At 63.9% G+C, this 24723-nt stretch carries 22 protein-coding genes; 17 read left to right on the top strand and 5 right to left on the bottom strand.

From position 1 onward, the window contains the following. Window positions 1-6: 6 nt before the first annotated feature. The 3 genes from FYM52_RS06590 to FYM52_RS06580 form a co-directional block, all read right to left on the bottom strand. Entirely contained in the window at window positions 7-1005 is a 999-nt protein-coding gene (locus FYM52_RS06590; protein ID WP_154163525.1) for a 2Fe-2S iron-sulfur cluster-binding protein, read from the bottom strand. A 69-nt stretch (window positions 1006-1074) separates the two neighbouring features. Further along, window positions 1075-2541 carry a mannose-1-phosphate guanylyltransferase/mannose-6-phosphate isomerase gene (locus tag FYM52_RS06585; RefSeq protein WP_154163524.1) on the bottom strand — a complete coding sequence of 489 codons (1467 nt, stop codon included), beginning with the start codon at window positions 2539-2541 and terminating at the stop codon, window positions 1075-1077. Then, a complete protein-coding gene (locus FYM52_RS06580; protein ID WP_238826151.1) occupies window positions 2538-3527 on the bottom strand; it encodes a glycosyltransferase in 990 nt (329 codons plus the stop codon). Before FYM52_RS06580 ends, FYM52_RS06585 begins: the two co-directional genes overlap by 4 nt. A 306-nt stretch (window positions 3528-3833) precedes the next feature. Here FYM52_RS06580 and argB point away from each other — a divergent pair, with 306 nt between their 5' ends. The 12 genes from argB (at window position 3834) to FYM52_RS06520 (ending at window position 17419) form a co-directional block, all read left to right on the top strand. Beyond that, a complete protein-coding gene (gene argB, locus FYM52_RS06575) occupies window positions 3834-4727 on the top strand; it encodes an acetylglutamate kinase (RefSeq protein ID WP_043383047.1) in 894 nt (297 codons plus the stop codon). 199 nt (window positions 4728-4926) lie between these two features. Further along, window positions 4927-5649, top strand: coding sequence for a response regulator transcription factor (locus FYM52_RS06570; protein ID WP_154163522.1), 723 nt, complete (start codon window positions 4927-4929; stop codon window positions 5647-5649). A gap of 102 nt (window positions 5650-5751) precedes the next feature. Continuing rightward, window positions 5752-6825, top strand: a complete 1074-nt coding sequence (locus FYM52_RS06565) for an ATP-binding protein (protein WP_154163521.1) — start codon at window positions 5752-5754, stop codon at window positions 6823-6825. Window positions 6826-6914: 89 nt separating this feature from the next. Beyond that, window positions 6915-7604, top strand: a complete 690-nt coding sequence (gene slmA, locus FYM52_RS06560) for a nucleoid occlusion factor SlmA (protein WP_043383042.1) — start codon at window positions 6915-6917, stop codon at window positions 7602-7604. A 171-nt stretch (window positions 7605-7775) separates the two neighbouring features. Beyond that, window positions 7776-8471 carry a TetR/AcrR family transcriptional regulator gene (locus FYM52_RS06555; RefSeq protein WP_154163520.1) on the top strand — a complete coding sequence of 232 codons (696 nt, stop codon included), beginning with the start codon at window positions 7776-7778 and terminating at the stop codon, window positions 8469-8471. A gap of 44 nt (window positions 8472-8515) precedes the next feature. Continuing rightward, window positions 8516-10312, top strand: coding sequence for an acyl-CoA dehydrogenase C-terminal domain-containing protein (locus FYM52_RS06550; protein WP_043383039.1), 1797 nt, complete (start codon window positions 8516-8518; stop codon window positions 10310-10312). 57 nt (window positions 10313-10369) lie between these two features. Beyond that, the gene (locus FYM52_RS06545; RefSeq protein WP_045266171.1) at window positions 10370-10804 is read left to right on the top strand and encodes a DUF2147 domain-containing protein; all 435 of its coding nucleotides are present in this window, start codon (window positions 10370-10372) and stop codon (window positions 10802-10804) included. Window positions 10805-10892: 88 nt separating this feature from the next. Then, window positions 10893-13295, top strand: coding sequence for a 3-hydroxyacyl-CoA dehydrogenase/enoyl-CoA hydratase family protein (locus FYM52_RS06540; protein ID WP_154163519.1), 2403 nt, complete (start codon window positions 10893-10895; stop codon window positions 13293-13295). 168 nt (window positions 13296-13463) lie between these two features. Continuing rightward, the gene (locus FYM52_RS06535) at window positions 13464-14657 is read left to right on the top strand and encodes an acetyl-CoA C-acyltransferase (RefSeq protein ID WP_154163518.1); all 1194 of its coding nucleotides are present in this window, start codon (window positions 13464-13466) and stop codon (window positions 14655-14657) included. Between the two features lie 4 nt (window positions 14658-14661). Beyond that, complete coding sequence (locus FYM52_RS06530; RefSeq protein ID WP_154163517.1) at window positions 14662-15708, top strand: serine aminopeptidase domain-containing protein; 1047 nt, start codon at window positions 14662-14664, stop codon at window positions 15706-15708. After that, the gene (locus FYM52_RS06525; RefSeq protein ID WP_370513806.1) at window positions 15686-16543 is read left to right on the top strand and encodes an acyl-CoA thioesterase; all 858 of its coding nucleotides are present in this window, start codon (window positions 15686-15688) and stop codon (window positions 16541-16543) included. The genes FYM52_RS06530 and FYM52_RS06525 overlap by 23 nt, the downstream gene beginning before the upstream one ends. Before the next feature lie 87 nt (window positions 16544-16630). After that, complete coding sequence (locus FYM52_RS06520) at window positions 16631-17419, top strand: enoyl-CoA hydratase (protein ID WP_042418062.1); 789 nt, start codon at window positions 16631-16633, stop codon at window positions 17417-17419. A gap of 330 nt (window positions 17420-17749) precedes the next feature. Here FYM52_RS06520 and FYM52_RS06515 read toward each other — a convergent pair whose 3' ends face one another. Then, a complete protein-coding gene (locus FYM52_RS06515) occupies window positions 17750-17923 on the bottom strand; it encodes a hypothetical protein (RefSeq protein ID WP_154163516.1) in 174 nt (57 codons plus the stop codon). Between FYM52_RS06515 and FYM52_RS06510 the strand changes: the two genes are divergently transcribed. Further along, a complete protein-coding gene (locus FYM52_RS06510) occupies window positions 17922-18410 on the top strand; it encodes a thioesterase family protein (RefSeq protein ID WP_154163515.1) in 489 nt (162 codons plus the stop codon). The two genes, FYM52_RS06515 and FYM52_RS06510, sit on opposite strands and share 2 nt — an antisense overlap. A 196-nt stretch (window positions 18411-18606) precedes the next feature. Then, window positions 18607-19194, top strand: coding sequence for a polymer-forming cytoskeletal protein (locus tag FYM52_RS06505; RefSeq protein WP_154163514.1), 588 nt, complete (start codon window positions 18607-18609; stop codon window positions 19192-19194). Between the two features lie 81 nt (window positions 19195-19275). Here FYM52_RS06505 and FYM52_RS06500 read toward each other — a convergent pair whose 3' ends face one another. Beyond that, window positions 19276-19728 carry an acyl-CoA thioesterase gene (locus FYM52_RS06500; protein WP_043383025.1) on the bottom strand — a complete coding sequence of 151 codons (453 nt, stop codon included), beginning with the start codon at window positions 19726-19728 and terminating at the stop codon, window positions 19276-19278. A 42-nt stretch (window positions 19729-19770) separates the two neighbouring features. Here FYM52_RS06500 and FYM52_RS06495 point away from each other — a divergent pair, with 42 nt between their 5' ends. From FYM52_RS06495 to FYM52_RS06485, 3 genes are all read left to right on the top strand, one after another. Then, window positions 19771-21588, top strand: a complete 1818-nt coding sequence (locus tag FYM52_RS06495) for an ABC transporter ATP-binding protein/permease (RefSeq protein ID WP_154163513.1) — start codon at window positions 19771-19773, stop codon at window positions 21586-21588. 36 nt (window positions 21589-21624) lie between these two features. Beyond that, a complete protein-coding gene (locus FYM52_RS06490; RefSeq protein WP_154163512.1) occupies window positions 21625-22566 on the top strand; it encodes a 2-hydroxyacid dehydrogenase in 942 nt (313 codons plus the stop codon). A gap of 122 nt (window positions 22567-22688) precedes the next feature. Continuing rightward, the gene (locus FYM52_RS06485; RefSeq protein WP_179954933.1) at window positions 22689-24527 is read left to right on the top strand and encodes a Na/Pi symporter; all 1839 of its coding nucleotides are present in this window, start codon (window positions 22689-22691) and stop codon (window positions 24525-24527) included. Window positions 24528-24723 lie beyond the last annotated feature (196 nt).

Here is a 24723-nt window from a genome sequence, read left to right as displayed (position 1 = left end):
CTCTAATTAATTGATATTGTTTGAAGAAACAAAAGCGTCTGAATAAAAGGACTTCGCTGGCAGTCCAGCGTTAGTCAAAGACTGTTTGGCACTTTGGATCATGGCGTCCGAGCCGCAGGCATACACCATGGCTTGCTTCAGCTCGATTGTGCTATTCAGTACAGCATCTTGCACATACCCTCGAATACCCTGCCAGCCAGGGTGCTCTCTCGATAGAACGAAGTTCCAGTTCTGAATTTCGACGGCGCTTTCTGGCTTGATATAGAAATCATCAGGCGTACGGCCTCCCCAAAAAATATGTATGGAACGAGGGCGATTGTTGGCGGGCATGCTGTCTATGGAGGCCAGCATGGACTTGATGGGGGCAATACCCGTGCCTGTCGCCAAGAAGATGAGATCCGTACCTTGCACGTCGCGAAGAAAGAACGTACCCAGAGGTCCGTGGATGCGCAAGAGATCGTTGGGCTTTGCTTGGCTGAACCAGTAGTTGCTCATGGCGCCACCGTCGACCTTGCGAACATGCAGTTCCAGTTGTCGATTCAGAAAATCTGCATTGGCCAGTGAGTAACTGCGGCGAATACCACCGGGTCCAATTACATCCACATATTGGCCGGGCAAGAATTGGAAATCCGCCGTAGGAGGGAAGCGCAAGAAGACACGGACCACATCTGGGGCCAAGAAATCTATCTGACTGATGCGGCAGGGCAACGTCTTTGCGTCGGGAACGCAGAAATCTCCCAGATCTTCAGCCTCCAAGACCATGTTGATGGTGGCGGCGCTGATGCAACTGAGAATCCAGCCTTCGGATTTCTCCTGTGCATCTAACCCTATTGCATCCTGCAAGGTATCAGCCTTGCCGCTAATTACGCGGCATTTGCAACTGCTGCACCGCCCCGTCTTGCAGCTGTAGTTGAGGCGAATTCCTGCGCGAGCGGCGGCATCAAGTAGAGGCTCGTTGACTTTGGCTTGAAATTTTTTTCCGTTGATTAATTCGACGGTGAACATTGATTAATTACGATTTGATTTTTGAATTTATAGAAATTCAATAGACATGATGGGCGTGCGAGGTGGATATCAGAGATCACCTCGGCCATAACTGTCTTCTAGTCGCACAATGTCATCTTCGCCTAGATAACTGCCTGATTGTACTTCGACGATTTCCAACGGAATCGTGCCTGGGTTGGCCAGTCGGTGGACGGTTCCAAGCGGGATATACGTTGATTGGTTCTCGGTCAGCATGATCACTTTGTCACCATTGGTGATTTCCGCCGTGCCTTTGACCACCACCCAGTGCTCTGCGCGATGGTGGTGCTTTTGCAGGCTGAGGCTGGCTTGGGGTTTGACTTGAATGCGTTTGACCTTGAAGCGTTCGCCTTCATCAATGCTGTCATACCAGCCCCAGGGACGGTGTACTTTGCGATGCAGGCTGCGCTCGTCCCGTTGTTTCCGGTCGAGCGTGGTGACAATGTGTTTGACATCTTGGCAGCGGCCTTTGGCAGCCACAAGTATTGCATCGGGAGTTTCTACAACCACCATGTCGTTGACTCCGACCAGGGCCACCAGTCGGCTGGTGGCATGGGTCAGGTTGTTGCTGCTGTCAGTCGTGATCACATCCCCGACGCTGGCATTTCCATATGCGTCTTTCGGAAGAACTTGCCAGACTGCATCCCAGGCGCCTAGATCGTTCCAACCGGCCTCCAGCGGAACCATCTTGATCGAGAATTCGCTGCCTGGGCAATGCTCCATCACCGCGTAGTCAATTGACTCGGCCGCAACCGTTGCAAAGAGAACTGGGTCGGGGCGGGTGAATTGGGCATCTACTCTGCGCGCCTGCCAGGCTTGTTGGACTGTTTCCAGGATGTCTGGCCGGAAATGGGCAAGTGCTTTGAGCCAGACCGATGCCTTCAGAACAAAAATGCCGGCATTCCAAAAATAGTGACCCGCTTCTAGATAGGCTTGGGCTCGCGCGGCATCGGGTTTCTCGATGAACTGCTGAACGTTCCATGGCTCCATGGTCGATTCAGGATGTTCGCCAAGTATGTATCCATATCCCGTCTCAGGCCGATGCGGTGTAATGCCGAGGATGGTGATGCTGCCCTTCTCGGCTTCCTTGATGGCCTGGTGCATGGCCAGCTTGAAGGCCTGAGCATCGGTTATGGTCTGATCTGCCGGTGTGACGGCCAAGATGGTGTCTTGGCCTGATTCCACGGCTGCTAGGGCTGCAAGAGTAAGGGCGGGTGCTGTATTGCGGCCTATGGGTTCTAACAGTGCGCTGCCCAGTGGGATATCCATTTCTCGCAACTGTTCAGAGGTCAAAAAGCGGTGCTCTTCGCCTGTTACCACGAGAGGCGGCGCTACTTGCACTTCTTCTGTTGCCAATGCGGCCAGTCGCTGAGTCGCTTGTTGAAAAAGGCTGGTTTGACCCGTGAGGCAGATAAATTGCTTGGGAAATCCTGCACGTGACAATGGCCACAAGCGGGTACCCGAACCTCCGCAAAGAATGACGGGTGTAACGTTAATAGCTTTTACTTGTGGTGTCATTTCTTGGGGATCCAGCGAAAAAATGCCAATTTGCTATACATCGAAATATAAAGTGCCAGGCAAAAAAGTAAAGAAATAAGCGTAAATGGTTTACTCTGATAAAAGTAAACGGCTGCAGCGCACGATGTTAGCGCATATCCCCAGAGGAACGGCGATGTAAATCCATTTTGAGTTGTCTTTGTTGCATTTGGGAATAATTTTCTGGCCCAGCGTTTATTAGCCAGTGTATGCAAGTGCACAGCATCGGGTTGCGTGGCAGGATGCCCTTCTCGCCAGAACCTGCGTCTGAATATGCTGAAAACTACTTCAGTGATGGGGTAGGAGCAAATAAGGAGGCTGGTCCATGGAGATATTGCTGAGTTTCTTTCAGGCAGCAACACAGCAATCCATGCCAATGTGAACCCCAAAAAATAGGCGCCGCCATCGCCAAGGAAGATTTTCCCGCTGGGCCAGTTGACCAGAAAAAAACCTGCCACAGATCCTGCCACCAGCAGACAGGTAAAGGCCAAGGGCAAGTCTCCCACTTGGCGCGCAATCAGGCCAAACGCGGTCAGCATGATCAAGGCAGTGCCTGCAGTCAGTCCGTTGAATCCATCGATGATATTGATGGCGTTTGCGACGCCGCCCACTGCGAATGCAGTAAATAAAACAGAAATAACTGTGTAACCCAGCAGCCAATCGATACCAGGTAAATCCAGATGTGTCAGTGCAGTGCCTGTAATTCCCCAGCCAAGGATGCCGGATGCCATGGTAGCCAGTAAGCGGATCTTGACAGTTACTTTTTTGGTAACGTCTTCCAATAATCCGAAAATAAATGCTGGAATTCCTGCCAAGAGAATCGCGCTGAGAATTGCGCGCTTCTCTGCAGCAGCGATGCCATGGCTGGATGCTGCGAATCCCGCCAAAACGCCGATGGCAATCGCAATGCCACCGATGCGAGGCGTCGGGCTTGTATGGACCTTTTGCACTCCTTTGCTTGAGTCCATGGAGAAAGTTCCATGCCATTTCTTTGTGCATACCAACAATAGACAGGTCACGAATGATGCAAGAAGGGCAATCACTGCGTCATACCGAAGGATCTCAGTGATAGAGAAGTTGGAGGGAGGCATGTATTGGAGTTTTATGGGCAGATTTTTCGAACAACGTGGATGAAGTCTGCGTGTTCGATGTAAGCGGCTGATAGTAGATTGTCTCAGGGTGTAGATGGGGTATGAGTCAACACACTTGCGGCACAATGCGGCATTTCTTCTATCTTGTATTGTTCCACGCCACGCCACGCGCAACTGATTGCCATGACCGACACCATCACCCACATCGCCCCCCGCGACAAAGCCGAAATCCTCGCCCAGGCGCTGCCCTACATCCGCAAGTTCCATGGCAAGACCATGGTCATCAAGTATGGCGGCAACGCCATGACCGATCCTGCGCTGCAGGCGGATTTCGCGGAAGACGTGGTGCTCTTGAAGTTGGTGGGGATCAACCCGGTGGTGGTGCATGGCGGGGGGCCGCAGATTGAGACCGCATTGAACCGATTGGGCAAGAAGGGTGAGTTCATCCAGGGCATGCGCGTGACCGACGCGGAGACCATGGAAGTGGTGGAGTGGGTGCTGGCCGGCGAGGTGCAGCAGGACATCGTGGGTCTGATCCACCAGGCGGGTGGCAAGGCCGTGGGCCTGACCGGGCGTGACGGGGGCCTGATCCGTGCTAAGAAGCTGAAGATGCTCGACAACAAGGACCCTTCGATCGAGCACGATGTGGGGCAGGTGGGCGATATCGTGGCGATCGACCCCAGCGTGGTGCGTGCGCTACAGGACGATGCCTTCATTCCCGTGATCAGCCCCATCGGCTTTGGCGAAGAGAACGAGAGTTACAACATCAATGCCGACGTGGTGGCCAGCAAGCTGGCGACGGTGCTGCAGGCCGAAAAGCTGGTGCTGCTGACCAACACCCCCGGTGTGCTGGACAAGGGCGGCAACCTGCTGACCGATCTGACCGCGCGTGAGATCGATGGGCTGTTTGCCGATGGCACCATCTCGGGCGGGATGCTGCCCAAGATCAGCGGTGCGCTGGATGCCGCCAAGGCGGGCGTGAACGCCGTGCACATCATCGACGGCCGTGTGCCGCATGCCATGCTGCTGGAGATCCTGACGGATCAGGCCTATGGCACCATGATCCGCAGCCACTGATCGCGCGACACCCCAACGCCGAGATTGTTGACAGTCTCGGCGTTTTTTTATGGGCAAACGGAGGGGGCACATGCCGAAGGGGCCCCGGAAAAGCTTCTAATATTTCAGCATAGACCGGTGGAGCGGGGACGAGGCGTCGCGCCACCGCAAGCCATGGAGCGCTCTGCAGACCAAGAAGCGCACACAAAGGGGGCATCTGATGCGGTTGTTGTTGGTGGAAGACGATTTGATGGTGGCCAGCGGGATCAAGCTGGGCCTGACCGATGCGGGCTATGCGGTGGATTGGGTCAGCAGCGCCGAGCGTGCGCTGGACGTGCTGGAGCACGAGTCGTTCGACATCGCCATCCTGGACATCGGACTGCCTGGCATGGATGGGCTGGAGTTGCTGCACCGCATGCGTGCCAAAGGCATGGCATGCACCGGCATGCCGGTGCTGATGCTGACGGCGCGCGATGCCTTGCACGACCGGGTGCGCGGCCTGGACCTGGGGGCGGACGACTACATGGTCAAGCCCTATGAGCTGCCCGAGCTGCTGGCGCGGCTGCGCGCCTTGTTGCGCCGCTCGCAGGCGGCGAACTCCGCCGTGCTGAGCTTTGGGCCGCTGGTGCTGGACACGGCGGCGCGCAGTGCCGGGGCCCGGCTGGGCGGGCTGGAGGGCGAGGGGGAGCTGCATTCCATCGACCTGGGGCCGCGCGAATGGACGGTGCTGGAGTACCTGCTGATCCATGCGCCCAAGCCGGCCAGTAAGGAAAAGCTGCTACAGGCCTTGACCGGCTGGGACAAGGAGATCACACCGAATGCGGTCGAGGTCTATGTTTCGCGCCTGCGTGCCAAGCTGGAGCCCTACGGGGTGGCGTTGCGCTCCATCCGCGGCTTTGGCTACCGGCTGGATGTGCAGACGCAGGAAACCGAAGCTGCTTGATTTTTGATAGCTTGCTGCGCAGCTACATTGAGCAATACCGATAGTTTGTAGTGAGAAGTGCGCAGCATCGCTGCGCAACGCGCTCACTTTTTTGAGAAGACCATGTCTTTGCCGGTCCACAAGCGTTTGTTGGCATTGCTTCTGCCCATGTTGTTGCCGGTGCTGGGGCTGGTGCTGGCGGCCGCGTGGCTGGGCTACAGCGTGGCGGCGCAGATTGCCCGGTCGCCGGAGCAGTCGCCCGATCTGGCCGAGATCGGGCTGGCGGTGCTGCCGGCCTTGCTGATGCTGCTGTTGCTGGGCGTGATGGCCCACATGGCAGCGCGCAAGGCCCTGATGCCCTGGGTGCTGCTGGCGCAGACGGTGCAGGCCCGCTCGCCCAAGGACCTGCGGCCCATCCCGATTGCGCCACAAACGCCGGCGGATGTGCAGGTCATGGCCGAGGCGCTGAACCGCCTGTTCGCGCGTGCGAACGAGGAAAGCGATGCCCAGCAGCGCTTCATCGCCGATGCGGCGCACCAGTTGCGCACGCCGCTGGCCGCATTGCAGTCGCAGGTCGAAGCTTGGGCGCTGATGGCGCAGTCGGCCCCGGACAAGAGCATCCACCTGCCTGTGACCCAGGTCGAACGCCTGCGCCAGGCCTCGCGCCGCACCACGCAGCTGGCCAACCAGCTACTGGCCTTGTCGCGGGTCGAAAGCTCATTGGGGCAGGCGGCGGGCACGCAGCGCGTGGACATCAAGAACCTGTGCGAGACCGTGCTGGAGTCCTTCCTGGATGACGCCCTGGCCAAGCAGCTGGACCTGGGGCTGGAGGCCGAGGCCGCGCATGTCACCGGCCACGAATGGCTGTTGCGCGAGTTGATCGCGAATGTGCTGGACAACGCCGTCAAGTACACCCCGCAGGGCGGGCGGGTCACCTTGCGCTGCGGCCGCAGGCTGTCGCCACAGCGACAGATCCGTGTGTATGTGGAGGTAGAGGACGATGGCCCCGGCGTGCCCGTGGGTGAGTATGCACGCCTGACGCACCGCTTTTACCGAGGGCCTGGCACCACGGTGGAAGGCACGGGGTTGGGGCTGGCGATCGCCCAGGAAATTGCCCAGGGCCATGGTGCGCACCTGCAGTTCGCCCCCGGTGCCCTGGGCCGTGGCATGCGGGTGACCCTGATGTTTGGCGAGTGATGGCGGCGATTTTGTTGGCCGGACAAACGGTTACTTCTGCATATGTCTGTGAGAGAATGAATCGATTTACCTGTTGATTTGTCTGCCTTATGTCCGTATCTGAAGTTCTGACCCCTCCGACCGAAACAGCCGAGACTGTCGTTGCTAACGCCACATTGGAGGAGCAGCCCCGCACGCGTAAACGCCCCAAACCGGGCGAGCGCCGCGAGCAGATTCTTCAGGCACTGGCCTCCATGCTGGAGAAGCCCGGCAGCGATCGCATCACCACGGCTGCCCTGGCTGCCAACCTCTCCGTCAGCGAAGCGGCCCTGTACCGCCATTTCGCCAGCAAGGCGCAGATGTTCGAGGGGCTGATCGACTTCATCGAGCAAACCGTGTTTGGCCTGGTGCAGCAAGTCGCAGGCCGTGAAGGTGAACCCCTGGAGTGCACCCCCGAGGACGGCGCCCGTCGTGCGGCCCGCATCGTGGCCCTGCTGCTGCAGTTTGCCGAGCGCAATCCCGGCATGGTGCGCGTGCTGGTGGGCGATGCCCTGCTGCTGGAACACGACCGCCTGCAGGCACGCATGAACCAGTTCTTTGACCGCATCGAATCCACGCTGCGCCAGTGCCTGCGCCCGGCGGCTGGCGCGCTGGGCTCCAGCACCCCGACGGTGGATGCCCAGGTGGCCGCCAGCGTGCTGATGTCCTTCGTGCAGGGGCGCCTGCAGCGCTATGTGCGCACCGGCTTCCGCCGCCAACCCACCGAGCACCTGGATGCCAGCCTGGCCATGCTGATCTGAGCGGGCCACACGACCACCAAAAACCAGGGCGACTGCACAGTCGCCCTTTTTTATGCCGGGTCGGCGGTTGCACGACTAAATCGGGGGCGCAAGGGTTTGCACCTATGCTCAAAGTCCGAGGAAGTTTTTACGATCCAAAAAAGAACGAACGTTCGTTTTTATTGGTGATGCATGCCCTCGACCCCACACATTTTCCCCGCCGTCCCCAGCAGCCCGGCCGCCGATCGTAAACCGCGCGGCGCGGCAGCGGGGCACCGCATTTCTCCCAAAGGCCTGCAGACCAAGGCCCACATCGTGGATGTGGCCCTGCAACTGGCCATGCACAACGGGCTGGAAAGCCTGTCGATCGGTGGCTTGGCCGAAGCCACGCAGATGAGCAAATCCGGTGTGTTTGCTCACTTTGGTTCCCGCGAAGAGCTGCAGATTTCCGTGATCCGCGAGTACCACCACCGCTTCGAGCAGGAGGTGTTCTACCCCGCGCTGCAGGCCGAGCGCGGGCTGCCCCGTCTGCGCGCCCTGTTCGACCACTGGATGAAGCGCACCACCATCGAGCTGGACTCTGGCTGCATCTATATCAGCGGCGCGATCGAGTTCCACGACAACATCGGCCCCGTGCGCAACGCGCTGGTGGAGTCGGTCAGCATCTGGCACGCCGCCATGCGCCGCACCATCAACCAGTGCAAGGAACTGCACGACCTGCGGCCCGATGCCGACGAGAACCAGATCCTGTCCGAGATCCATGCCCTGATCCTGGTGCTGCACTACGAAGCGCGCTTCCTGCGCAGCCCGGGCGCCATGCAGCGTGCCCTGACCGGTTTCGACAACATCCTGTGGCGCTATGGCGCCCCGGCCTCGGCAAAGAACTGAGACCGCCTCCCACCCCCTTGATTGCTGATTTACAGGAGACAACCATGCCCAGCTACACCCCGCCTCTGCGCGACATGCAATTTCTGATGCATGAAGTGTTCAAGATCGAAGAAGAATTCAAGGCCCTGCCCAAGCATGCCGAGGTGGATGCCGACACCATCAATGCCGTGCTGGAAGAGGCCGGCAAGTTCGCCGCCAACGTCACCTTCCCGCTGAACATCAGCGGCGACGAAGAGGGCTGCCAGCTGGACAAGACCACGCACGAGGTCACCACCCCCAAGGGCTACAAGGAGGCCTACCAGCAGTTTGTCGAGGGCGGCTGGCCCGCACTGTCGTGCGACCCCGAGTATGGCGGCCAGGGCCTGCCGTTCGTGGTGAACTCGGCGCTGTACGAAATGCTCAACAGCGCCAACCAGGCCTGGACCATGTACCCCGGCCTGTCGCATGGCGCCTATGAAGCCCTGCACGCCCATGGCGCCCCGGCATTGAAGGCCAAGTACCTGCCCAAGCTGACCAGTGGCGAGTGGACCGGCACCATGTGCCTGACCGAACCCCACTGCGGCACCGACCTGGGCCTGCTGCGTACCAAGGCTGAGCCCCAGGCCGACGGCACCTATAAGATCACCGGCAACAAGATCTTCATCTCCGCCGGTGAGCACGACTTCACCGACAACATCGTCCACCTGGTGTTGGCGCGCCTGCCGGACGCACCGGCCGGCTCCAAGGGCATCAGTCTGTTCGTGGTGCCCAAGTACCTGGTGAATGCCGACGGCAGCCTGGGTGCGCGCAACGGCATCTACTGCGGCGGGCTGGAGCACAAGATGGGCATCAAGTCCAACGCCACCGCCCAGATCGTGATGGAAGACGCCGTGGGCGAGCTGGTGGGTCAGCCCCACAAGGGCCTGCAGGCCATGTTCGTGATGATGAACGCGGCCCGCCTGGGGGTGGGCAACCAGTCCCTGGGCCTGACCGAAGTGGCGTTCCAGAACGCCCTGGCCTATGCCAAAGACCGTCTGCAGATGCGCAGCCTGTCCGGCACCAAGGCCAAGGACAAGCCCGCCGACCCCATCATCGTCCACCCCGATGTGCGCCGCATGCTGCTGACGGCCAAGGCCTATGCCGAAGGTGGCCGCGCGCTGTCGACCTTCTGCGCGCTGCTGATCGACAAGGAACTGAACCACCCCGATGAGAAAGTGCGCAGCGACAGCGCCGACCTGGTGGCTCTGCTGACCCCCATCGTCAAGGCCTTCTTGACCGACAACGGCTGGATCGCCACCACGCAAAGCCAGCAGGTGTTTGGTGGCCACGGCTTTATCAAAGAGTGGGGCATGGAGCAGTTCGTGCGCGACAACCGCATCAACATGATCTATGAGGGCACGAACGGCGTGCAGGCACTGGACCTGCTGGGCCGCAAGGTGCTGGGCAACCAGGGCGCCACGCTGAAGAAGTTCGGCAAGCTGGTGGCGCAGCTGGTGGAGGAAGAAGGCGTCAATGAAAAGATGGCCGAATTCATCAACCCCATCGCCATGCTGGGCGACCAGATGACCAAGTTCACCACCGAGATCGGCTTCAAGGGCATGCAGAACCCCGACGAAGTGGGCGCGGCATCCGTCGACTACCTGCGCGTGGCCGGCCACCTGGTGTTTGGCTACCTGTTTGCCCGCATGGCCCAGGTGTCGCTGCGCGCCATCGCCGCCGGCAGCACCGATCCGTTCTACACCGCCAAGCTGCAGGTGGCGCGCTTTTACTTCGCCAAGCTGTTCCCCGAGACCGCCACCCTGATGCGCACCGCCCGTGCGGGCAGCAAGGTGCTGATGGACTCGGACGCTGCTCTTGCTTAAGTAGCGGCTAGCGCACGCATTTCCTTGAATGTAGAAGCCTTTGAGACGGAGATTCTTATGAAGCAAGCGTTGGCAGCTCTGTTTTTCGTAGTGCTCGGTGCACCCGCGATGGCGCAGATGACCCCCGTGGGGGTGTGGAAGAGCCTGGACGACAAGACCGGCGCACCCAAATCGCAGGTGCGCATCAGCGACCACGGTGGGGTGCTGACCGGCCAGGTCGAGCGCGTCCTGCGCGAGGGGGCCGATCCCCAGGCCGTGTGCGACAAGTGCACGGACGACCGCAAGGACAAGCCCATCGTGGGGCTGGAGATCATCCGCGGCGCCAAGCAGGCCGAGGGCAAGACCGTCTGGGAGGACGGCAAGATCCTCGACCCCGAAAACGGCAAGACCTACACCCTGCGCCTGACGCCGGTGGAGGGCGGCAGCAAGCTGGAAGTGCGTGGCTCCATCGGTCCCTTTGGCCGTACCCAGACCTGGGTGCGTGTGCAGTAACGAACAACCTTGCTGACCCTGCCCGCATGGCGCCATCCTGGTGGGGCGCCATGCGGGCGTCTGGGCAGCATTCCATGGAAACCATCCCATGTCCCGATTCAATGTGAAGAAAGTCGCCGTGCTGGGTGCCGGCGTGATGGGCGCGCAGATTGCCGCCCATCTGGTCAACGTGAAGGTGCCGGTCATCCTGTTTGACCTGCCCGCCAAGGAAGGCCCTAAGAGCGGCATCGCCGAACGTGCCATCGCCAACCTGAAAAAACTCAAGCCCTCGCCCATCGGTGTGGCCGAGGATGCCGACCTGATCCAGGCCGCCAATTACGAAGAACACCTGAAGCTGCTCAAGCAGTGCGACCTGGTGATCGAGGCGATTGCCGAGCGCATGGACTGGAAGCTGGACCTGTACACCAAGATTGCGCCGTTTGTGGCCAAGCACGCGCTGGTGGCATCCAACACCTCGGGCCTGAGCATCACCAAGCTGTCCGAGGCGCTGCCCGAAGCCATCCAGCCGCGTTTTTGCGGCATCCACTTCTTCAACCCACCGCGCTACATGCCGCTGGTGGAGCTGATTGCCACCCCCACCACCGAACCCCAGGTGCTGGACCAGCTGGAAGCCTTTGTCACCAGCGGCCTGGGCAAGGGCGTGGTGCGCGCCAAGGACACGCCCAACTTCATCGCCAACCGCATCGGCATCGCCGGCATGCTGTCGACCATGAAGGAGGTCGAGAACTTCGGCCTGACCTACGACGTGGTGGACGACCTGACCGGCAAGAAGCTGGGCCGGGCCTCCAGCGGCACCTTCCGCACCGCCGACGTGGTGGGCCTGGACACCATGGCCCACGTCATCAAGACGCTGCAGGACAACCTGAGCCTGGAGACCGACCCCTTCTACGGCAGCTTCGGTACGCCGCCCGTGCTGGCCAAGCTGATCGAACTGGGCCGCCTGGGCCAGAAGACCAAGGCCGGCTTCTTCAAGAAGGTGGGCCGCGACATCCTGCAGTTCGAGCTGGACAGCGAGGACTACATCCCCGCCGGCGGCAAGGCCGACGAGGTGTATGCGCGCATGCTCAAGAAGCCTGCGGCCGAACGCCTGCGCCTGCTGCGCAATGCCGAAGGCGCACCCGGCCAGTTCCTGTGGGCCATCCTGCGCAACAGCTTCCATTACGCCGCCCTGCACCTGGCGACGATTGCCGAGTCCGCGCGAGACGTGGACCAGGCCATGCGCTGGGGCTTTGGCATGAAGCAGGGCCCGTTTGAGCTGTGGCAGGAAGCCGGCTGGCTGGAGGTGGCGCAGATGATCCAGGAGGACATCGACGCCGGCAAGGCGCTGTGCAAGGCACCCCTGCCGAAGTGGGTGTTCGAAGGCCCCGTGGCCGAGGCCGGTGGCGTGCACACGGCCCAGGGTTCGTGGAGCCCGGCGCTGCAGAAATTTGTAGCGCGCCGCGTCCTGCCCGTCTACGAAAGACAGCTTTTCCCTGAAAAACTGCTGGGCGAGGACAACCTGCCCGACTGGAAGACGGCCGGCACCACGGTGTTCGAATCCAAGGCGCTGCGCACCTGGACGCTGGATGGCGAGATCCTGATCGCCAGCATCAAGAACAAGATGCACGCCATCAGCCCCGAAGTCATGGAAGGCCTGATGGAGGCCGTGGACACGGCCGAAAGCGACTTCCAGGGCATGGTGATCTGGTCCGGCGATGCCCCGTTCAGCGTGGGCGCCGACCTGGAAGCCACCATGCCGGCCTTTGTGGTCGGCGGTGCCGATGCCATCGACAGCATCGAAAGCGAGCTGCAGAACCTGATGCTGCGCATCCGCTATGCGCAGGTGCCGGTGGTGGCTGCCATCCACGGCATGGCGCTGGGCGGCGGTTGCGAGCTGGCCGTCTACAGCGCGCGCCGCGTGGCCCACATGGAAAGCTACATCGGCCTGGTGGAAGTGGGGGTGGGCCTGGTGCCCGGCGCCGGCGGCCTGACCTACATCGCCCGCCGTGCGGCCGAGAACATGGCCAGCTCCACCGGCAAGGACGTGCTGCCCTTCCTGACCGAAGGCTTCACTGCGGCCGCCATGGCCAAGGTGGGCACCAGCGCCATCGAGTCGCGCAAGCTGGGCTACCTGCTGGACAGCGACCTGATCGTGCCGCACAAGGACGAGGTGCTGTTCACTGCCATCAACGAGGCCCGCAGCATGGCCGCCGGTGGCTGGCGCCCCCCGCTGCAGCGCCCCTTCCCCGTGGCGGGCCGCAGCGGCCTGGCCACCATCAAGGCCCAGTTGGTGAACATGCGCGACGGCGGCTTCATCAGCGCCTACGACTTCAAGATCGCCGCCATGATCGCGGAAGTGGTCTGCGGCGGCGAGGTGGATGCCGGCTCGCTGGTGACCGAGGAGTACCTGCTCAAGCTGGAGCGCAAGGTGTTCTGCCACCTGATCGGCCAGCCCAAGACGCACGAACGTATCCTGGGCATGCTCAACACCGGCAAGCCGGTTCGCAACTGATGAAGCTACTGCGCGTCCTGCATGCCGCGTTGTGCGGTGCTCACCATCCTCACGTACAGCAAGTATGTTGCGGTGGTTGCGCTCCGTCCGCCTTGCCTGCCGGCCGCTCGCGACGCTTCCTCAGCCGCGAACGCAGTGTCTTTCAACCGCATCACTGAAAGATCCAACATGAAACAAGTACAAGACGCCTACATCGTTGCCGCCACGCGCACGCCCATCGGCCGCTCGGGCCGGGGCTATTTCAAGAACACCCGCCCCGACGATTTGCTGGTGGGCAGCATCCGTGCCGCCATGGCCCAGGTGCCCACGCTGGACCCCAAGGCCATCGAGGACGCCATCATCGGCTGCTCCTTCCCCGAGGGCGAGCAGGGCATGAACATGGCGCGCATCGCCGTGGGTCTGGCGTTCGACCATCCCATCGGCGGCGTGACGGTGAACCGTTTCTGCGCCTCGGGCATCACCGCCATCCAGATGGCGGCCGACCGCATCCGGGTGGGCGAAGCCGATGTGCTGATCGCGGGCGGTGCCGAGTCCATGAGCATGGTGCCCATGGGCGGCAACAAGCCCTCGTTCAACCCCGAGGTGTTCGCCCGTGACGAGAACGTGGGCATCGCCTACGGCATGGGGCTGACGGCCGAGAAGGTGGCCCAGCAGTGGAAGGTGAGCCGCGAGCAGCAAGACGCCTTCGCGCTGGAGTCGCACCTGCGTGCCGTGAAGGCCCAGCAGGCGGGCGAGTTCACCGATGAAATCACGCCCATCGAGATCGTCGACCGTTTCCCCAACCTGGCCACCGGCGAAGTTGGCACCCGGACCCGCACCGTGCACCTGGACGAAGGCCCGCGCCCCGACACCACGCTCGAAGCCCTGGGCAAGCTGCGCCCGGTGTTTGCCGCGCGTGGCAGCGTGACGGCCGGCAACAGCTCGCAGACCAGCGACGGCGCCGGCGCGCTGATCCTGGCCAGCGAAAAGGCGGTCAAGCAGTTCGGCCTGACCCCGCTGGCCCGCTTTGTCAGCTTTGCCGCCCGCGGTGTGCCGCCGGAAATCATGGGCATCGGCCCCATCGAAGCCATTCCCGCAGCCCTGCGCTACGCCGGCATCCACCACCAGGACATCGGCTGGTTCGAGCTGAACGAGGCTTTTGCGGCCCAGTCGCTGGCGGTGATCAACACCCTGGGCCTGGACCCCGCCAAGGTCAACCCCATGGGCGGTGCCATCGCCCTGGGCCACCCGCTGGGGGCCACCGGTGCCATCCGCGCCGCGACCGTGGTGCACGCGCTGCGCCGCCACAACCTGAAGTACGGCATGGTGACCATGTGCGTGGGCACCGGCCAGGGCGCGGCCGGCATCATCGAGCGCGTCTGAGCCCATGACGCAGGCGCGCGCAGCCAACACGGGCGTGGAGGTGCGCTGGCAGGCTGGCACGCTCGAGGTGCCGGGCAACGCAGGGCCGTTGGCCCTGCGCCAGTGCCAGCCTGTCAGCCAGGCGGTCTGTGCCCAGGTGGTGATCGCGGCCGCGATTGGCGTGCCGCAGCGTTTTTACGCTGTGTTTGCGCAGTGGCTGGCCGCCCATGGCTATGCCGTCACCACCTTCGACTACCGGGGGCATGCCGAGTCCCTGCATGGTCCCTTGCGCCAGGCCCGTGCCGATTTGCGCGACTGGGCGGTCGACTGCGCCGCCGTGGCCCAGCATGTGCGCGCCCAGGCCCCCGGCCTGCCGGTGCTGTGGGTGGGGCACAGCGTGGGCGCCCAGTTGCCGGGCATGAGCGCGCAGGCTCTGCCCATCGACGGCATGCTGTGCGTGGCCAGCGGCAGCGGCTACTGGCGTGACAACGCACCGCCCACGCGGCGCAAGGTCTTGCTGTGGTGGTACGGCATTGCACCGCTGCTCACGGCACTGCATGGCTGCCTGCCGGGACGGCGCTGGGGCCTGGTGGGGGACCTGCCCGCCGGTGTGCTGTGGCAGTGGCGCCAGTGGTGCCTGCACCCCAACTATGGCATCGGGGTGGTGGGCGAACCGCTGCGCACGGCCTATGCCGCGGCGCGCTATCCGCTGCATGCCTTTTCGATCGACGACGACGAGATGATGTCCTGGCGCTCGACCACTTCCCTGGTCAGCTGGTACCGCCATTGCCCGTCGCGCGTGGAGCGCTTGCATGCCGTGCATGTGCCGGCCGGGCGCATCGGGCATTTCGGTTTTTTCCGTGCCGAGATGGAGGGCGCGCTGTGGCCGCGCGCCCTGGCGGTGCTGGAGCGTTGGCGCGACCGTGCGCAGGCCATGACGCCTAGGGGTCAGCCATATCCGGAGCGGCGCTCTACAGTCACTAAGATGGACCCTGGTGCGGGCTCGCCACAGCCCGGACAAGGTGAGCTTTTCTCGGAGACCGCATGCTATGAACACCTCGCAAGCCCCTGAGCCGGGCGCCACACCCGGCGTCCACCCTCTGGATATGGCCCTCAGACTGATTCCCGAACACGACGGCAGCGCGCGCGGTGTGGCACCGGCTGCGTACTGGAACATGGTGGGGCCGTATGGCGGCATCACCGTCGCACAGATGCTGCAGGCCGTGCTGCAGCACCCCGAACGGCTGGGCGACCCGCTGTCCATCACCGTGAATTTTGCCGGGCCGGTGGAGGCGGGCGATGTCCGCATTGAGGCCGTGCCCGTGCGCACCAACCGCTCGACCCAGCACTGGACTGTGTCGATGGGCCAGCGCGATGCGCAAGGGGCCTTCGTGGTCAGCACCACGGCCACGGTGATCACGGCCGTGCGCCGCGACACCTTCAGCGTGGACGACCTGCCGCGCCCCGCCATGCCGGACCCGATGCGTTGCGAACGCTTCGACACGCGCGGTGCCATGGAATGGCTGCAGCGCTACGACATGCGCGTGGTGCAGGGCGCGATCCCCAAGACCTGGGATGACAGTGGCCATGAAAGTCTGTCCCAGCTGTGGGTGCGCGACGATCCACCGCGTCCGCTGGACTTCGTGGCGCTGTCGGCGCTGTGCGATGTGTTCTATCCTCGCGTCTGGCTGCGCCGTGCGCGCCGGGTGCCGGCAGGCACCGTGGGGATGACCATCTATTTCCACGCCGATGCCGCACAACTGGCACGCCAGGGCGACAAGCACCTGCTGGCGCAGGCCAGCGCCCAGGCGTTTCGCAACGGCTTCTTTGACCAGACCGCCCAGCTGTGGGACAGCGAGGGCGTGCTGCTGGCCACCAGCCACCAAATCGTTTACTACAAGGAGTGACAGGCGCCGGTTGCGCCACCGGCCCGCAAGACCGCGGGTGGGGCGCAGCCTGGCTTGCTGCTGCTTGGTTTTTTTGCAGGAAATTTCATGACCACGACCGCCTCCCCCGACATCCTGGTGCACACCGAAGCCGGTGTGCGCACCATCACGCTCAACCGCGTGGACAAGAAGAACTCCATCACCCAGGCCATGTACAGCCGCATGGCCGAGGCGCTGACCAGCGCCGCCACCGACGAGGCCGTGCGCGTGGTCGTGCTCCAGGGTGATGCCACCGTGTTCAGCGCGGGCAATGACATCGGCGACTTCCTGGCACGCCAGGGCGGCCAGGGCCTGCCCGAGCAAAGCCCGGTGTTCCAGTTCCTGCACGCGCTGGCCGACTTCCCCAAGCCGCTGATCGCGGCCGTGGCCGGCCCCGCCGTGGGCATTGGCACCACCATGCTGCTGCACTGCGACCTGGTCTATGCGGGCGACAACGCGGCCTTCTCCATGCCCTTCGTGAACCTGGGTCTGTGCCCCGAAGCCGCCTCCAGCCTGCTGCTGCCCCGCCTGATGGGCTACCAGCGCGCGGCCGAGGCGCTGCTGCTGGGCGAGCCCTTCATGGCCGAAGCGGCCCTGGAAGCCGGCCTGGTCAACCGCGTGGTGCCGCCCACCGAAGTCAACGGTGTGGCCCAGGCCCAGGCGGCCAAGCTGGCGGCCAAGCCGCTGTCGGCGCTGATGGCGACCAAGCGCCTGATGAAGGCCGGCCAGCGTGCCGAGATCAAGGCCCAGATGGCCGAGGAAGGCCAGAGCTTTGGCCGCATGCTGACCGAGCCCGCGGCCCGCGAAGCCTTCACCGCGTTCATGGAAAAGCGCAAACCCGATTTCAGCCAATGCTGAAGCCGGGCGTGCCGCATGAGCGGCACGCGCTGTGCGGCCAGTGAGCGTTTTGACCCCAAGAGACACGCGGATTGCAGGCCGTGCGGACACCGGGGTCTGGCGGGTCCCGGCTTGGGTTCGTCACAGGTGGCGTTCCCACCCCCAACGCCAGTCCGATGTTGGCCCATGCTGAAGTCGCTCGGGCCGTGAGTGCTTTCTAGGCCACGCCGTCAAGCGTTGCCTTGTGAAGCGCACGCCTGGCCTGCAACCGGGGCCGGTGCTTGCCAGCGCCGCGGGCACAGGCCGGGCGGTGGAGCTTAGCGCGGGAGCGGCCCCAACGCCCGCGAGCCGTCACGCCGTGCCGCAACCGGCGCAGACACCGTGGCAGGCCGCACGGTGGGTGAGTGTGGGGGAATCCTGTTTCATGAGCTTGCTGCGCACGTATTTCAAGGGTTTCAGCGTGTTTTCTATCTGAAATCCTTTTTTATCGTGCGCAACCAGCTCTTCTTTTTGAAGTGTTACCATGCATGCCAAAAAAACCGAAGCCGCGCCCGTGACGTTCGAGCCGGAGTTCATCGCCGCCATCAAGCAGCTGTCCGAGGAGCTGATCTGCTTCAACCAGGTGCTGGGCCTGAAGCTGGACCACATCACCCCGAACGAGGTCACGGCGCACATCGACATGCGGCCGCAGTTGGTGGGGCACTTTGCCTACAACCGCATCCACGGCGGCGCGATCAGTGCCGGGCTGGATGCCATGGGCGGCATCGCGCTGATGGTGGCCCTGGCCGCCAAGCACATGGACGAGCCGGTGCTGCAGCGCATGCAGCGCTTTGCCAAGATCGGCACCATCGACCTGCGCGTGGACTACCTGCGCCCCGGCATCGGCGAGCGCTTCACGCTGCGGGCCGAGGTGCTGCGCCTGGGCTCGCGCGTGGGCACGACGCGCATGGAGTTTTTGGGCGCCGATGGCGCGCTGCTGTCGGCGGGCATGGCCGCCTACATCGTTTCCTGATTTTTTTCATAGCACGCCCCGCTGCGCTGTCGGCCTGCGCAGGCATGAACGCGCCAGCATGGCCCAGGGGTGTGTGCGCAGGCAACAGCGGTAAGCAGACGCCACGGTCGTAGTCTTTGCTTACGCATGTTGCGAAACGAGGGATGGTGTGGCGCGCGGTGCTTTCTAAGCTCATGGCTTTCTATCAGGAGGATGCATGGCCGTGAACAACCCCTTTTTCACCAAGCGCGACACACAGAACTTTGCGACCCGCCCTGGCACGGTCGGCAGCTTGAACAGCACTCCCGGCAACGGCCTGAACAGCCACACCCCAGTGGCCGAGCCGCAGCAGCCCCGTGCCGTGGCCCCCGAGGTCAGCGCCGCCCCCGCCACCACGGACAGTCCCGTGGCCGAGCAGGGCGGCAGCAAGCTGACCGTGGGCCCCAACATCAAGCTCAAGGGGGTCGAGATCACGGACTGCGACACGCTGGTGGTGGAAGGCACGGTGGAGGCGACCATGGACTCGCGCGTCATTCACATCGCGCAGCAGGGGGCTTTCCACGGTTCGGCCGAGATCGACATCGCCGAGATCCATGGCGAATTCACCGGCGCCCTGACCGTGCGCCAGAAGCTGGTGATCCACAGCACCGGCAAGGTCAGCGGCAAGATCCGCTACGGCAAGCTGGTGGTCGAAGAGGGTGGCCAACTGGCCGGTGAGGTCGAGGTGGGCGTGGGCAGCCGCACCGAGCGTGCACCCGTCAGCGCACCGGCCGCCAAGCCGGCCGCGCAGATCGCCGTCGCCTGAGCGGCGCCTGGGGCCATGCCAGCCCCATGCACAAAGCCCGGTGCGGTCACGTACCGGGCTTTTTTGCCGGGTGGTGGTGGGTCAGCCCTGGGGCACCAGGCTGGCGGGCGCGGGATCGGCCGCGGGCAGGTCCAGCGGGCGCGAGTTGCCGTGCGCGTCGATGGCCACGTAGGTCAACACGGCTTCGGTCACCTTCACGTACTCGCCCTGGTGGGTCATGCGTTCGGCAAACACCTCGACATCCACCGTCACCGAGGTGCGGCCCACGCGCGTGACGCAGGAGTAGAACGAGAGCACGTCGCCCACGCGCACGGGCTGCTTGAAGATGAATTCCTTCACGGCCACGGTGGCCATGCGGTTGCCGCCGGCCAGGCGCATGGCCAGCACGCAGCCGGCCAGGTCGACCTGCGACATGACCCAGCCACCGAAGATGTCCCCGTTGGCATTGCAGTCCCCGGGCATGGGAACGACCTTGAGCACCAACTCTTTGTCCGTGGGCAGTGCAACGCTGGGTAAGTCTGGGGAACGGGGCATGGGAGACAATCCGGGAACAAAAACAACCCGGAATTGTCCCCCATGCGTCGCAGCGGTGAAACAGCCTCCCCACAACCCTCAGCTTCCAACGTGGCTAATGCCGCCGAATGGTCCGCCCTGCGCCGTTTGCTGCCCTACCTGTGGCAGTACAAATGGCGCGTGCTGGCCGCGCTGCTGTTCATGGTGGGTGCCAAGCTGGCGAACGTCGGCGTGCCGCTGCTGCTCAAGCAGTTGGTCGACGCCCTGGGCGTGCGCCCCGGCGATGCCAGCGCGCTGCTGGTGGTACCGGCGGGCCTGCTGCTGGCCTACGGCGCGCTGCGCTTTTCCACCTCGCTGTTCACCGAGCTGCGCGATCTGGTGTTCGCCAAGGCCACGCAGGGTGCGGCGCGTTCCATCGCCCTGACCACCTTCCGCCACCTGCATGCCCTGAGCCTGCGCTTCCACCTGGAGCGCCAGACCGGCGGCATGACGCGCGACATCGAGCGCGGCGTGCGCAGCACCGAATCGCTGGTCTCGTACTCACTCTACAGCATTCTGCCCACGCTGATCGAAATGCTGCTGGTGCTGGGCATTCTGGCCTTCACCTTTGACTGGGGCTTTGCTGCCATCACGGCCGTGGCACTGCTCAGCTACATCACCTTCACCGTCAAGCTGACGGAGTGGCGCACCCAGTTCCGCCGCGCGGCGAATGTGCAGGACTCGGCCGCGCACACCAAGGCCGTGGATGCGCTGCTGAACTACGAGACCGTCAAGTACTTCAACAACGAGGACTTCGAGGCCCACCGCTACGACGAGAACCTGCAGGAGCTGCGGCGCGTGCGCCTCAAGAGCCAGCGCTCGCTGAGCCTGCTCAACGGTGGGCAGCAGCTCATCATCGCCACGGCCCTGGTGGCCATGCTGTGGCGCGCCACGCAGGGCGTGGTGGCCGGCGAGATGACGCTGGGCGACTTCGTCATGGTCAACGCCTTCATGATCCAGCTGTACATCCCGCTGAACTTCCTGGGCACGCTGTACCGCGAGATCAAGCAGAGCCTGGCGGACCTGTCGCGCATGTTTGTGCTGATGGACCAGGCCCGCGAGGTGGCCGATGCGCCGGGCGCGGAGCCCCTGCAACTGCAGGGCCAGCCCGAGTTGCGCTTTGACGACGTGCAGTTTGCCTACGACTCGGCACGGCCCATCCTGCAGGGCGTGAGCTTCACCGTGCCCGCCGGGCGCACCGTGGCCGTGGTGGGGGCCTCGGGCGCGGGCAAGAGCACCCTGGCGCGGCTGCTGTACCGCTTCTATGACGTGCAGGCGGGCCGCATCACCATCGCCGGCCAGGACATCCGCCAGGTCACCCAGGACAGCGTGCGCCGCGCCATCGGTATCGTGCCGCAGGATACGGTGCTGTTCAACGACACGGTGGCCTACAACATCGCCTATGGCCGCCCCGGCGCCACGCAGGCCGAGGTGGAGGCCGCCGCCCGGGCCGCGCGCATCCACGACTTCATCCAGTCCACCCCGCAGGGCTATGCCACCAAGGTGGGTGAGCGTGGCCTGAAGCTGTCGGGCGGCGAAAAGCAGCGCGTGGCGATTGCACGTACCCTGCTGAAAAACCCGCCCATCCTGATCTTTGACGAGGCCACCTCGGCCCTGGACAGCCACACCGAGCGCGCCATCCAGCAGGAGCTGGCCAGTGCCGCCCAGGGCAAGACCACGCTGGTGATCGCGCACCGTCTGTCCACGGTGGTCGATGCCCACGAGATCCTGGTGATGGACGCAGGCCGCATCGTCGAGCGCGGCACCCATGCTGCTTTGCTGGCACAAGGCGGGCGCTATGCCCAAATGTGGGCGCTGCAGCAAAGCGCGGAGCACCAATAATGCTGGTTTTCCCCTGACTGCTGATTGCGATTGCCCATGTCTGCCTCCAAGCCGCTGTTGTTGGTGCTGCACGTTCTGTCCGATGCCCACCTGTCCCAACTTGCCCAGCCCTTCGACGTGCTCTATGCACCGGATGCTGTGCGCTGCGCTGAGGCGCTGGCCGCCCACGGGCCCCGGGTGCAGGCGGTGCTGACCGTGGGTGCCATCGGCCTGAGCGCGGCGCAGATGCAGGCCATGCCCCAGCTGCGCTGGGTGGGGGCCCTGGGGGCCGGCTATGAAAACATCGATGTGGCCTACGCCCGGGCCCACGGCATCGCCGTGAGCAACGGTGCCGGCACCAACGACCAGTGCGTGGCCGACCACGCCTTCGGGCTGGTGATCGCCGCCGTGCGTGGCCTGGTGCGGCTGGACCGACTGACACGCCAGGGCGTGTGGCGCAACGACATCCCGCTGCCGCCCAACGTCTCCGGCAAGCGCCTGGGCATTCTGGGCCTGGGCACCATCGGCCAGAAGGTTGCGCGGCGCGCGCAGGCCTTTGACATGCCCGTGGGCTACCACAACCGCCGCCCCAAGGACGGCGTGGACTTCACCTATTTCGACAGTGTGCTGGCGCTGGCGCAGTGGGCCGATGTGCTGCTGGTGGCCACCCCCGGCGGCGCCGGGACCCGGCACCTGGTGGATGCGCCGGTGATCGCGGCGCTGGGGCCGCAAGGCTATGTGGTGAACATTGCGCGCGGCTCGGTGGTGGACACCGCGGCCCTGGCGCAGGCCCTGCGCACCGGGGCGCTGGCCGGTGCCGGCCTGGATGTGTATGAAAGCGAACCGCTGCCGCCCGCCGAGTTGCTGGACCTGGACAACGTGGTGCTGACCCCGCACGTGGCGGGCTGGTCGCCCGAGGCGGTGCAGGCCACGGTGGATTTGTTCCTGGACAATGCGCACCGTCATTTCGCCGGCCAACCGCTGGTGACGCCGGTGTAAGCCCCTGCGCCCACCTACACTGCGCAGTTCCGCTCGCGTCCGCTGTGGCGGCACCCAGGTCCGCCGGCGTGCCCGGCAGGATCCGTAGCGGCATTACCTCTAACGACTGCCCAAGGTGTGATGTGCTCAGTCCTCCCGCTTATTCCAAACATTCGCTGATCGTCCTGGCTTTTGCGGCGCTGGCCTGGTCGTTCTGGTTCAGCCACGGCTGGCTGGTGCTGTGCGCGGGCCTGGCCCTGTTCCTGTTCGGCATGCAGAACCTGGAGCAGGGCCTTAAAAGCCTGGCCGGGGGCAAGCTGGAGGGCTGGCTGTCGCAAAGCACGGCCACGCCGTTCAAGGGGCTGCTGTTCGGTACCGCCGCCACCTTTGTGCTGCAGTCCAGCACCCTGGTGTCGCTGCTGACGATCGCCTTCCTCAGCGCCGGGCTGATCACGCTGGCGGGCAGCATTGCCGTGCTGTTCGGCGCCAATCTGGGGGCCACCAGCGGCATCTGGCTGTTGGCCATGGCCGGGCAGAACCTGAGCATGGCGCCGCTGGCCATGCCCCTGCTGGTGTTCGGCGTGCTGCTGGGCTTTGCCGGCGACAAGGGCAAGGCCATCGGCCGCTTCCTGCTGGGCATTTCACTGATCTTCCTGGGGATTGACGAGATCAAGCAGGGCTTCTCCAGCTTCGGGGATCTGCAGCTGAACCGCTACAGCGCCGAAGGCGTGCGTGGCGCGCTGCTGTTCGTTGGGGTGGGCACGCTGATCACGGTGGTGCTGCAGTCCAGCCACGCGACCCTGATGCTGACCCTGGCCGCTCTGGCCAACCAGCAGCTGGAGCTGCCCCAGGCCCTGGCGATCGCGATTGGCTCCAACGTCGGCTCGGCCGTGTCCACGGCCGTCATGGGCATGATCGGCAGCGCACGCCCAGGCCAGCGGCTGGCCTTGGCGCACGTGGTGTTCAACTGCACCACGGCGGTGATCGCCTTTCTGCTGCTGGCGCCCATGACCTGGGGGGTGCAGCAGACGGCCGCGGCCGTGGGCCTGGGCGACAACCCGCTGATCCAGCTGGCTATGTTCCACACCCTGTTCAACGTCATGGGGGTGTTGGTGTTCTGGCCCCTGCAGCGCCAACTGGCGCGGGCGCTGGAGCGCTGGCTGCCGGACCTGCAGGAGCCCGAGGTACTGATTGCCACGCACACCGAGCAGGTGGCGCAGACTACGCGCGCCCGCTACCTGCAGCCTGCCGCGCTGCAGTCGGTCGAGAGTGCCTGCAGCGCGGTGTCCAAGGAGCTGCAGCACATGGGCCGCCTGGGGCTGGAAGTGGTGGCCCACGCGCTGTACGCGCCGGTGCAAAGCCTGCAGGCGCCGCTGGAGCGCGAGGATCCCGAGCTGCGCCTGCGCCTGCAGCAGCAGGCCATCAATGCCGACCTGCTCTACAAGACCCACATCAAGGGGGTGTACGCCGATTTGCTGGAATTCATGGGCAGCATGGTCCTGCCCATGGATGGCGTGCAGCAGGACTACTGGCACAACAGCCAGGTCGCGGCCTTCCAGCTGGTGGAAGCCGTCAAGGACGCCCACCGCCTGCAGCGCAACATGCACCACTACCTGCAGGGTCCCGACGATGCCCCGGCCCGCAGCAGCTACCTGGAGCTGCGCCTGCACATGCTGCAGACGCTGCGGGACATGCGCATGCTCAGCGTCTCCGACATGCCCGAGCCCGAATGGGCGGCGCAGTTGCAGGCCATGGACGAGCGCATCGCCGCCTTCGACACCCAGTTCCGCAAGCACCTGTTCGCGGCCATCCGCGGCGGGCTGCTGGACAGTCTGACGGTCAGCTCGCTGATGAACGACCTGGGCTTTTCGCACAGCATCATCCAGGGCCTGCGCCATGTGCTGCTGCTGGGCGAAGGCCATGAAGCGGCGCGCCAGCAGCAGCTGCTGATGGGGGAAGCGCCGCTGATCCAGGCGGCGTGAGGATGGGCGCCAAAAAGGCCGCTGGCCCAGGTCCATCCTGCGCAGATAGCTATTTTTCTTGATGTCGCTGGACTGTGTGACGGGGGGCGCCAGTCCCGATGGCGCGGTGCGCGGGCCGCGTGCTCCGTGGCAACCCGGCTGGTGCTGTGCAGGCAGCGCCCCTAAGATGGCGGACCCCGGCGCCGGCGTGCGCCCG

Origin of the sequence: Comamonas sp. CAH-2 (genome assembly GCF_009668305.1) — a bacterium.
Lineage (GTDB): Bacteria > Pseudomonadota > Gammaproteobacteria > Burkholderiales > Burkholderiaceae_C > Comamonas > Comamonas aquatica.
The sequence above is the reverse complement of the archived record's forward strand: the minus strand, read 5'-3'. Positions and strand labels throughout refer to the sequence as shown.

What these genes read in the sequence shown, in the direction of transcription:
- FYM52_RS06590 (WP_154163525.1), bottom strand. Translation starts at nt 1,005, where the DNA reads ATGTTCACCGTCGAATTAATCAACGGAAAAAAATTTCAAGCCAAAGTC.
- FYM52_RS06585 (WP_154163524.1), bottom strand. Translation starts at nt 2,541, where the DNA reads ATGACACCACAAGTAAAAGCTATTAACGTTACACCCGTCATTCTTTGC.
- FYM52_RS06580 (WP_238826151.1), bottom strand. Translation starts at nt 3,527, where the DNA reads ATGGACTCAAGCAAAGGAGTGCAAAAGGTCCATACAAGCCCGACGCCT.
- argB (WP_043383047.1), top strand. Translation starts at nt 3,834, where the DNA reads ATGACCGACACCATCACCCACATCGCCCCCCGCGACAAAGCCGAAATC.
- FYM52_RS06570 (WP_154163522.1), top strand. Translation starts at nt 4,927, where the DNA reads ATGCGGTTGTTGTTGGTGGAAGACGATTTGATGGTGGCCAGCGGGATC.
- FYM52_RS06565 (WP_154163521.1), top strand. Translation starts at nt 5,752, where the DNA reads ATGTCTTTGCCGGTCCACAAGCGTTTGTTGGCATTGCTTCTGCCCATG.
- slmA (WP_043383042.1), top strand. Translation starts at nt 6,915, where the DNA reads ATGTCCGTATCTGAAGTTCTGACCCCTCCGACCGAAACAGCCGAGACT.
- FYM52_RS06555 (WP_154163520.1), top strand. Translation starts at nt 7,776, where the DNA reads ATGCCCTCGACCCCACACATTTTCCCCGCCGTCCCCAGCAGCCCGGCC.
- FYM52_RS06550 (WP_043383039.1), top strand. Translation starts at nt 8,516, where the DNA reads ATGCCCAGCTACACCCCGCCTCTGCGCGACATGCAATTTCTGATGCAT.
- FYM52_RS06545 (WP_045266171.1), top strand. Translation starts at nt 10,370, where the DNA reads ATGAAGCAAGCGTTGGCAGCTCTGTTTTTCGTAGTGCTCGGTGCACCC.
- FYM52_RS06540 (WP_154163519.1), top strand. Translation starts at nt 10,893, where the DNA reads ATGTCCCGATTCAATGTGAAGAAAGTCGCCGTGCTGGGTGCCGGCGTG.
- FYM52_RS06535 (WP_154163518.1), top strand. Translation starts at nt 13,464, where the DNA reads ATGAAACAAGTACAAGACGCCTACATCGTTGCCGCCACGCGCACGCCC.
- FYM52_RS06530 (WP_154163517.1), top strand. Translation starts at nt 14,662, where the DNA reads ATGACGCAGGCGCGCGCAGCCAACACGGGCGTGGAGGTGCGCTGGCAG.
- FYM52_RS06525 (WP_370513806.1), top strand. Translation starts at nt 15,686, where the DNA reads ATGAACACCTCGCAAGCCCCTGAGCCGGGCGCCACACCCGGCGTCCAC.
- FYM52_RS06520 (WP_042418062.1), top strand. Translation starts at nt 16,631, where the DNA reads ATGACCACGACCGCCTCCCCCGACATCCTGGTGCACACCGAAGCCGGT.
- FYM52_RS06510 (WP_154163515.1), top strand. Translation starts at nt 17,922, where the DNA reads ATGCATGCCAAAAAAACCGAAGCCGCGCCCGTGACGTTCGAGCCGGAG.
- FYM52_RS06515 (WP_154163516.1), bottom strand. Translation starts at nt 17,923, where the DNA reads ATGGTAACACTTCAAAAAGAAGAGCTGGTTGCGCACGATAAAAAAGGA.
- FYM52_RS06505 (WP_154163514.1), top strand. Translation starts at nt 18,607, where the DNA reads ATGGCCGTGAACAACCCCTTTTTCACCAAGCGCGACACACAGAACTTT.
- FYM52_RS06500 (WP_043383025.1), bottom strand. Translation starts at nt 19,728, where the DNA reads ATGCCCCGTTCCCCAGACTTACCCAGCGTTGCACTGCCCACGGACAAA.
- FYM52_RS06495 (WP_154163513.1), top strand. Translation starts at nt 19,771, where the DNA reads ATGCGTCGCAGCGGTGAAACAGCCTCCCCACAACCCTCAGCTTCCAAC.
- FYM52_RS06490 (WP_154163512.1), top strand. Translation starts at nt 21,625, where the DNA reads ATGTCTGCCTCCAAGCCGCTGTTGTTGGTGCTGCACGTTCTGTCCGAT.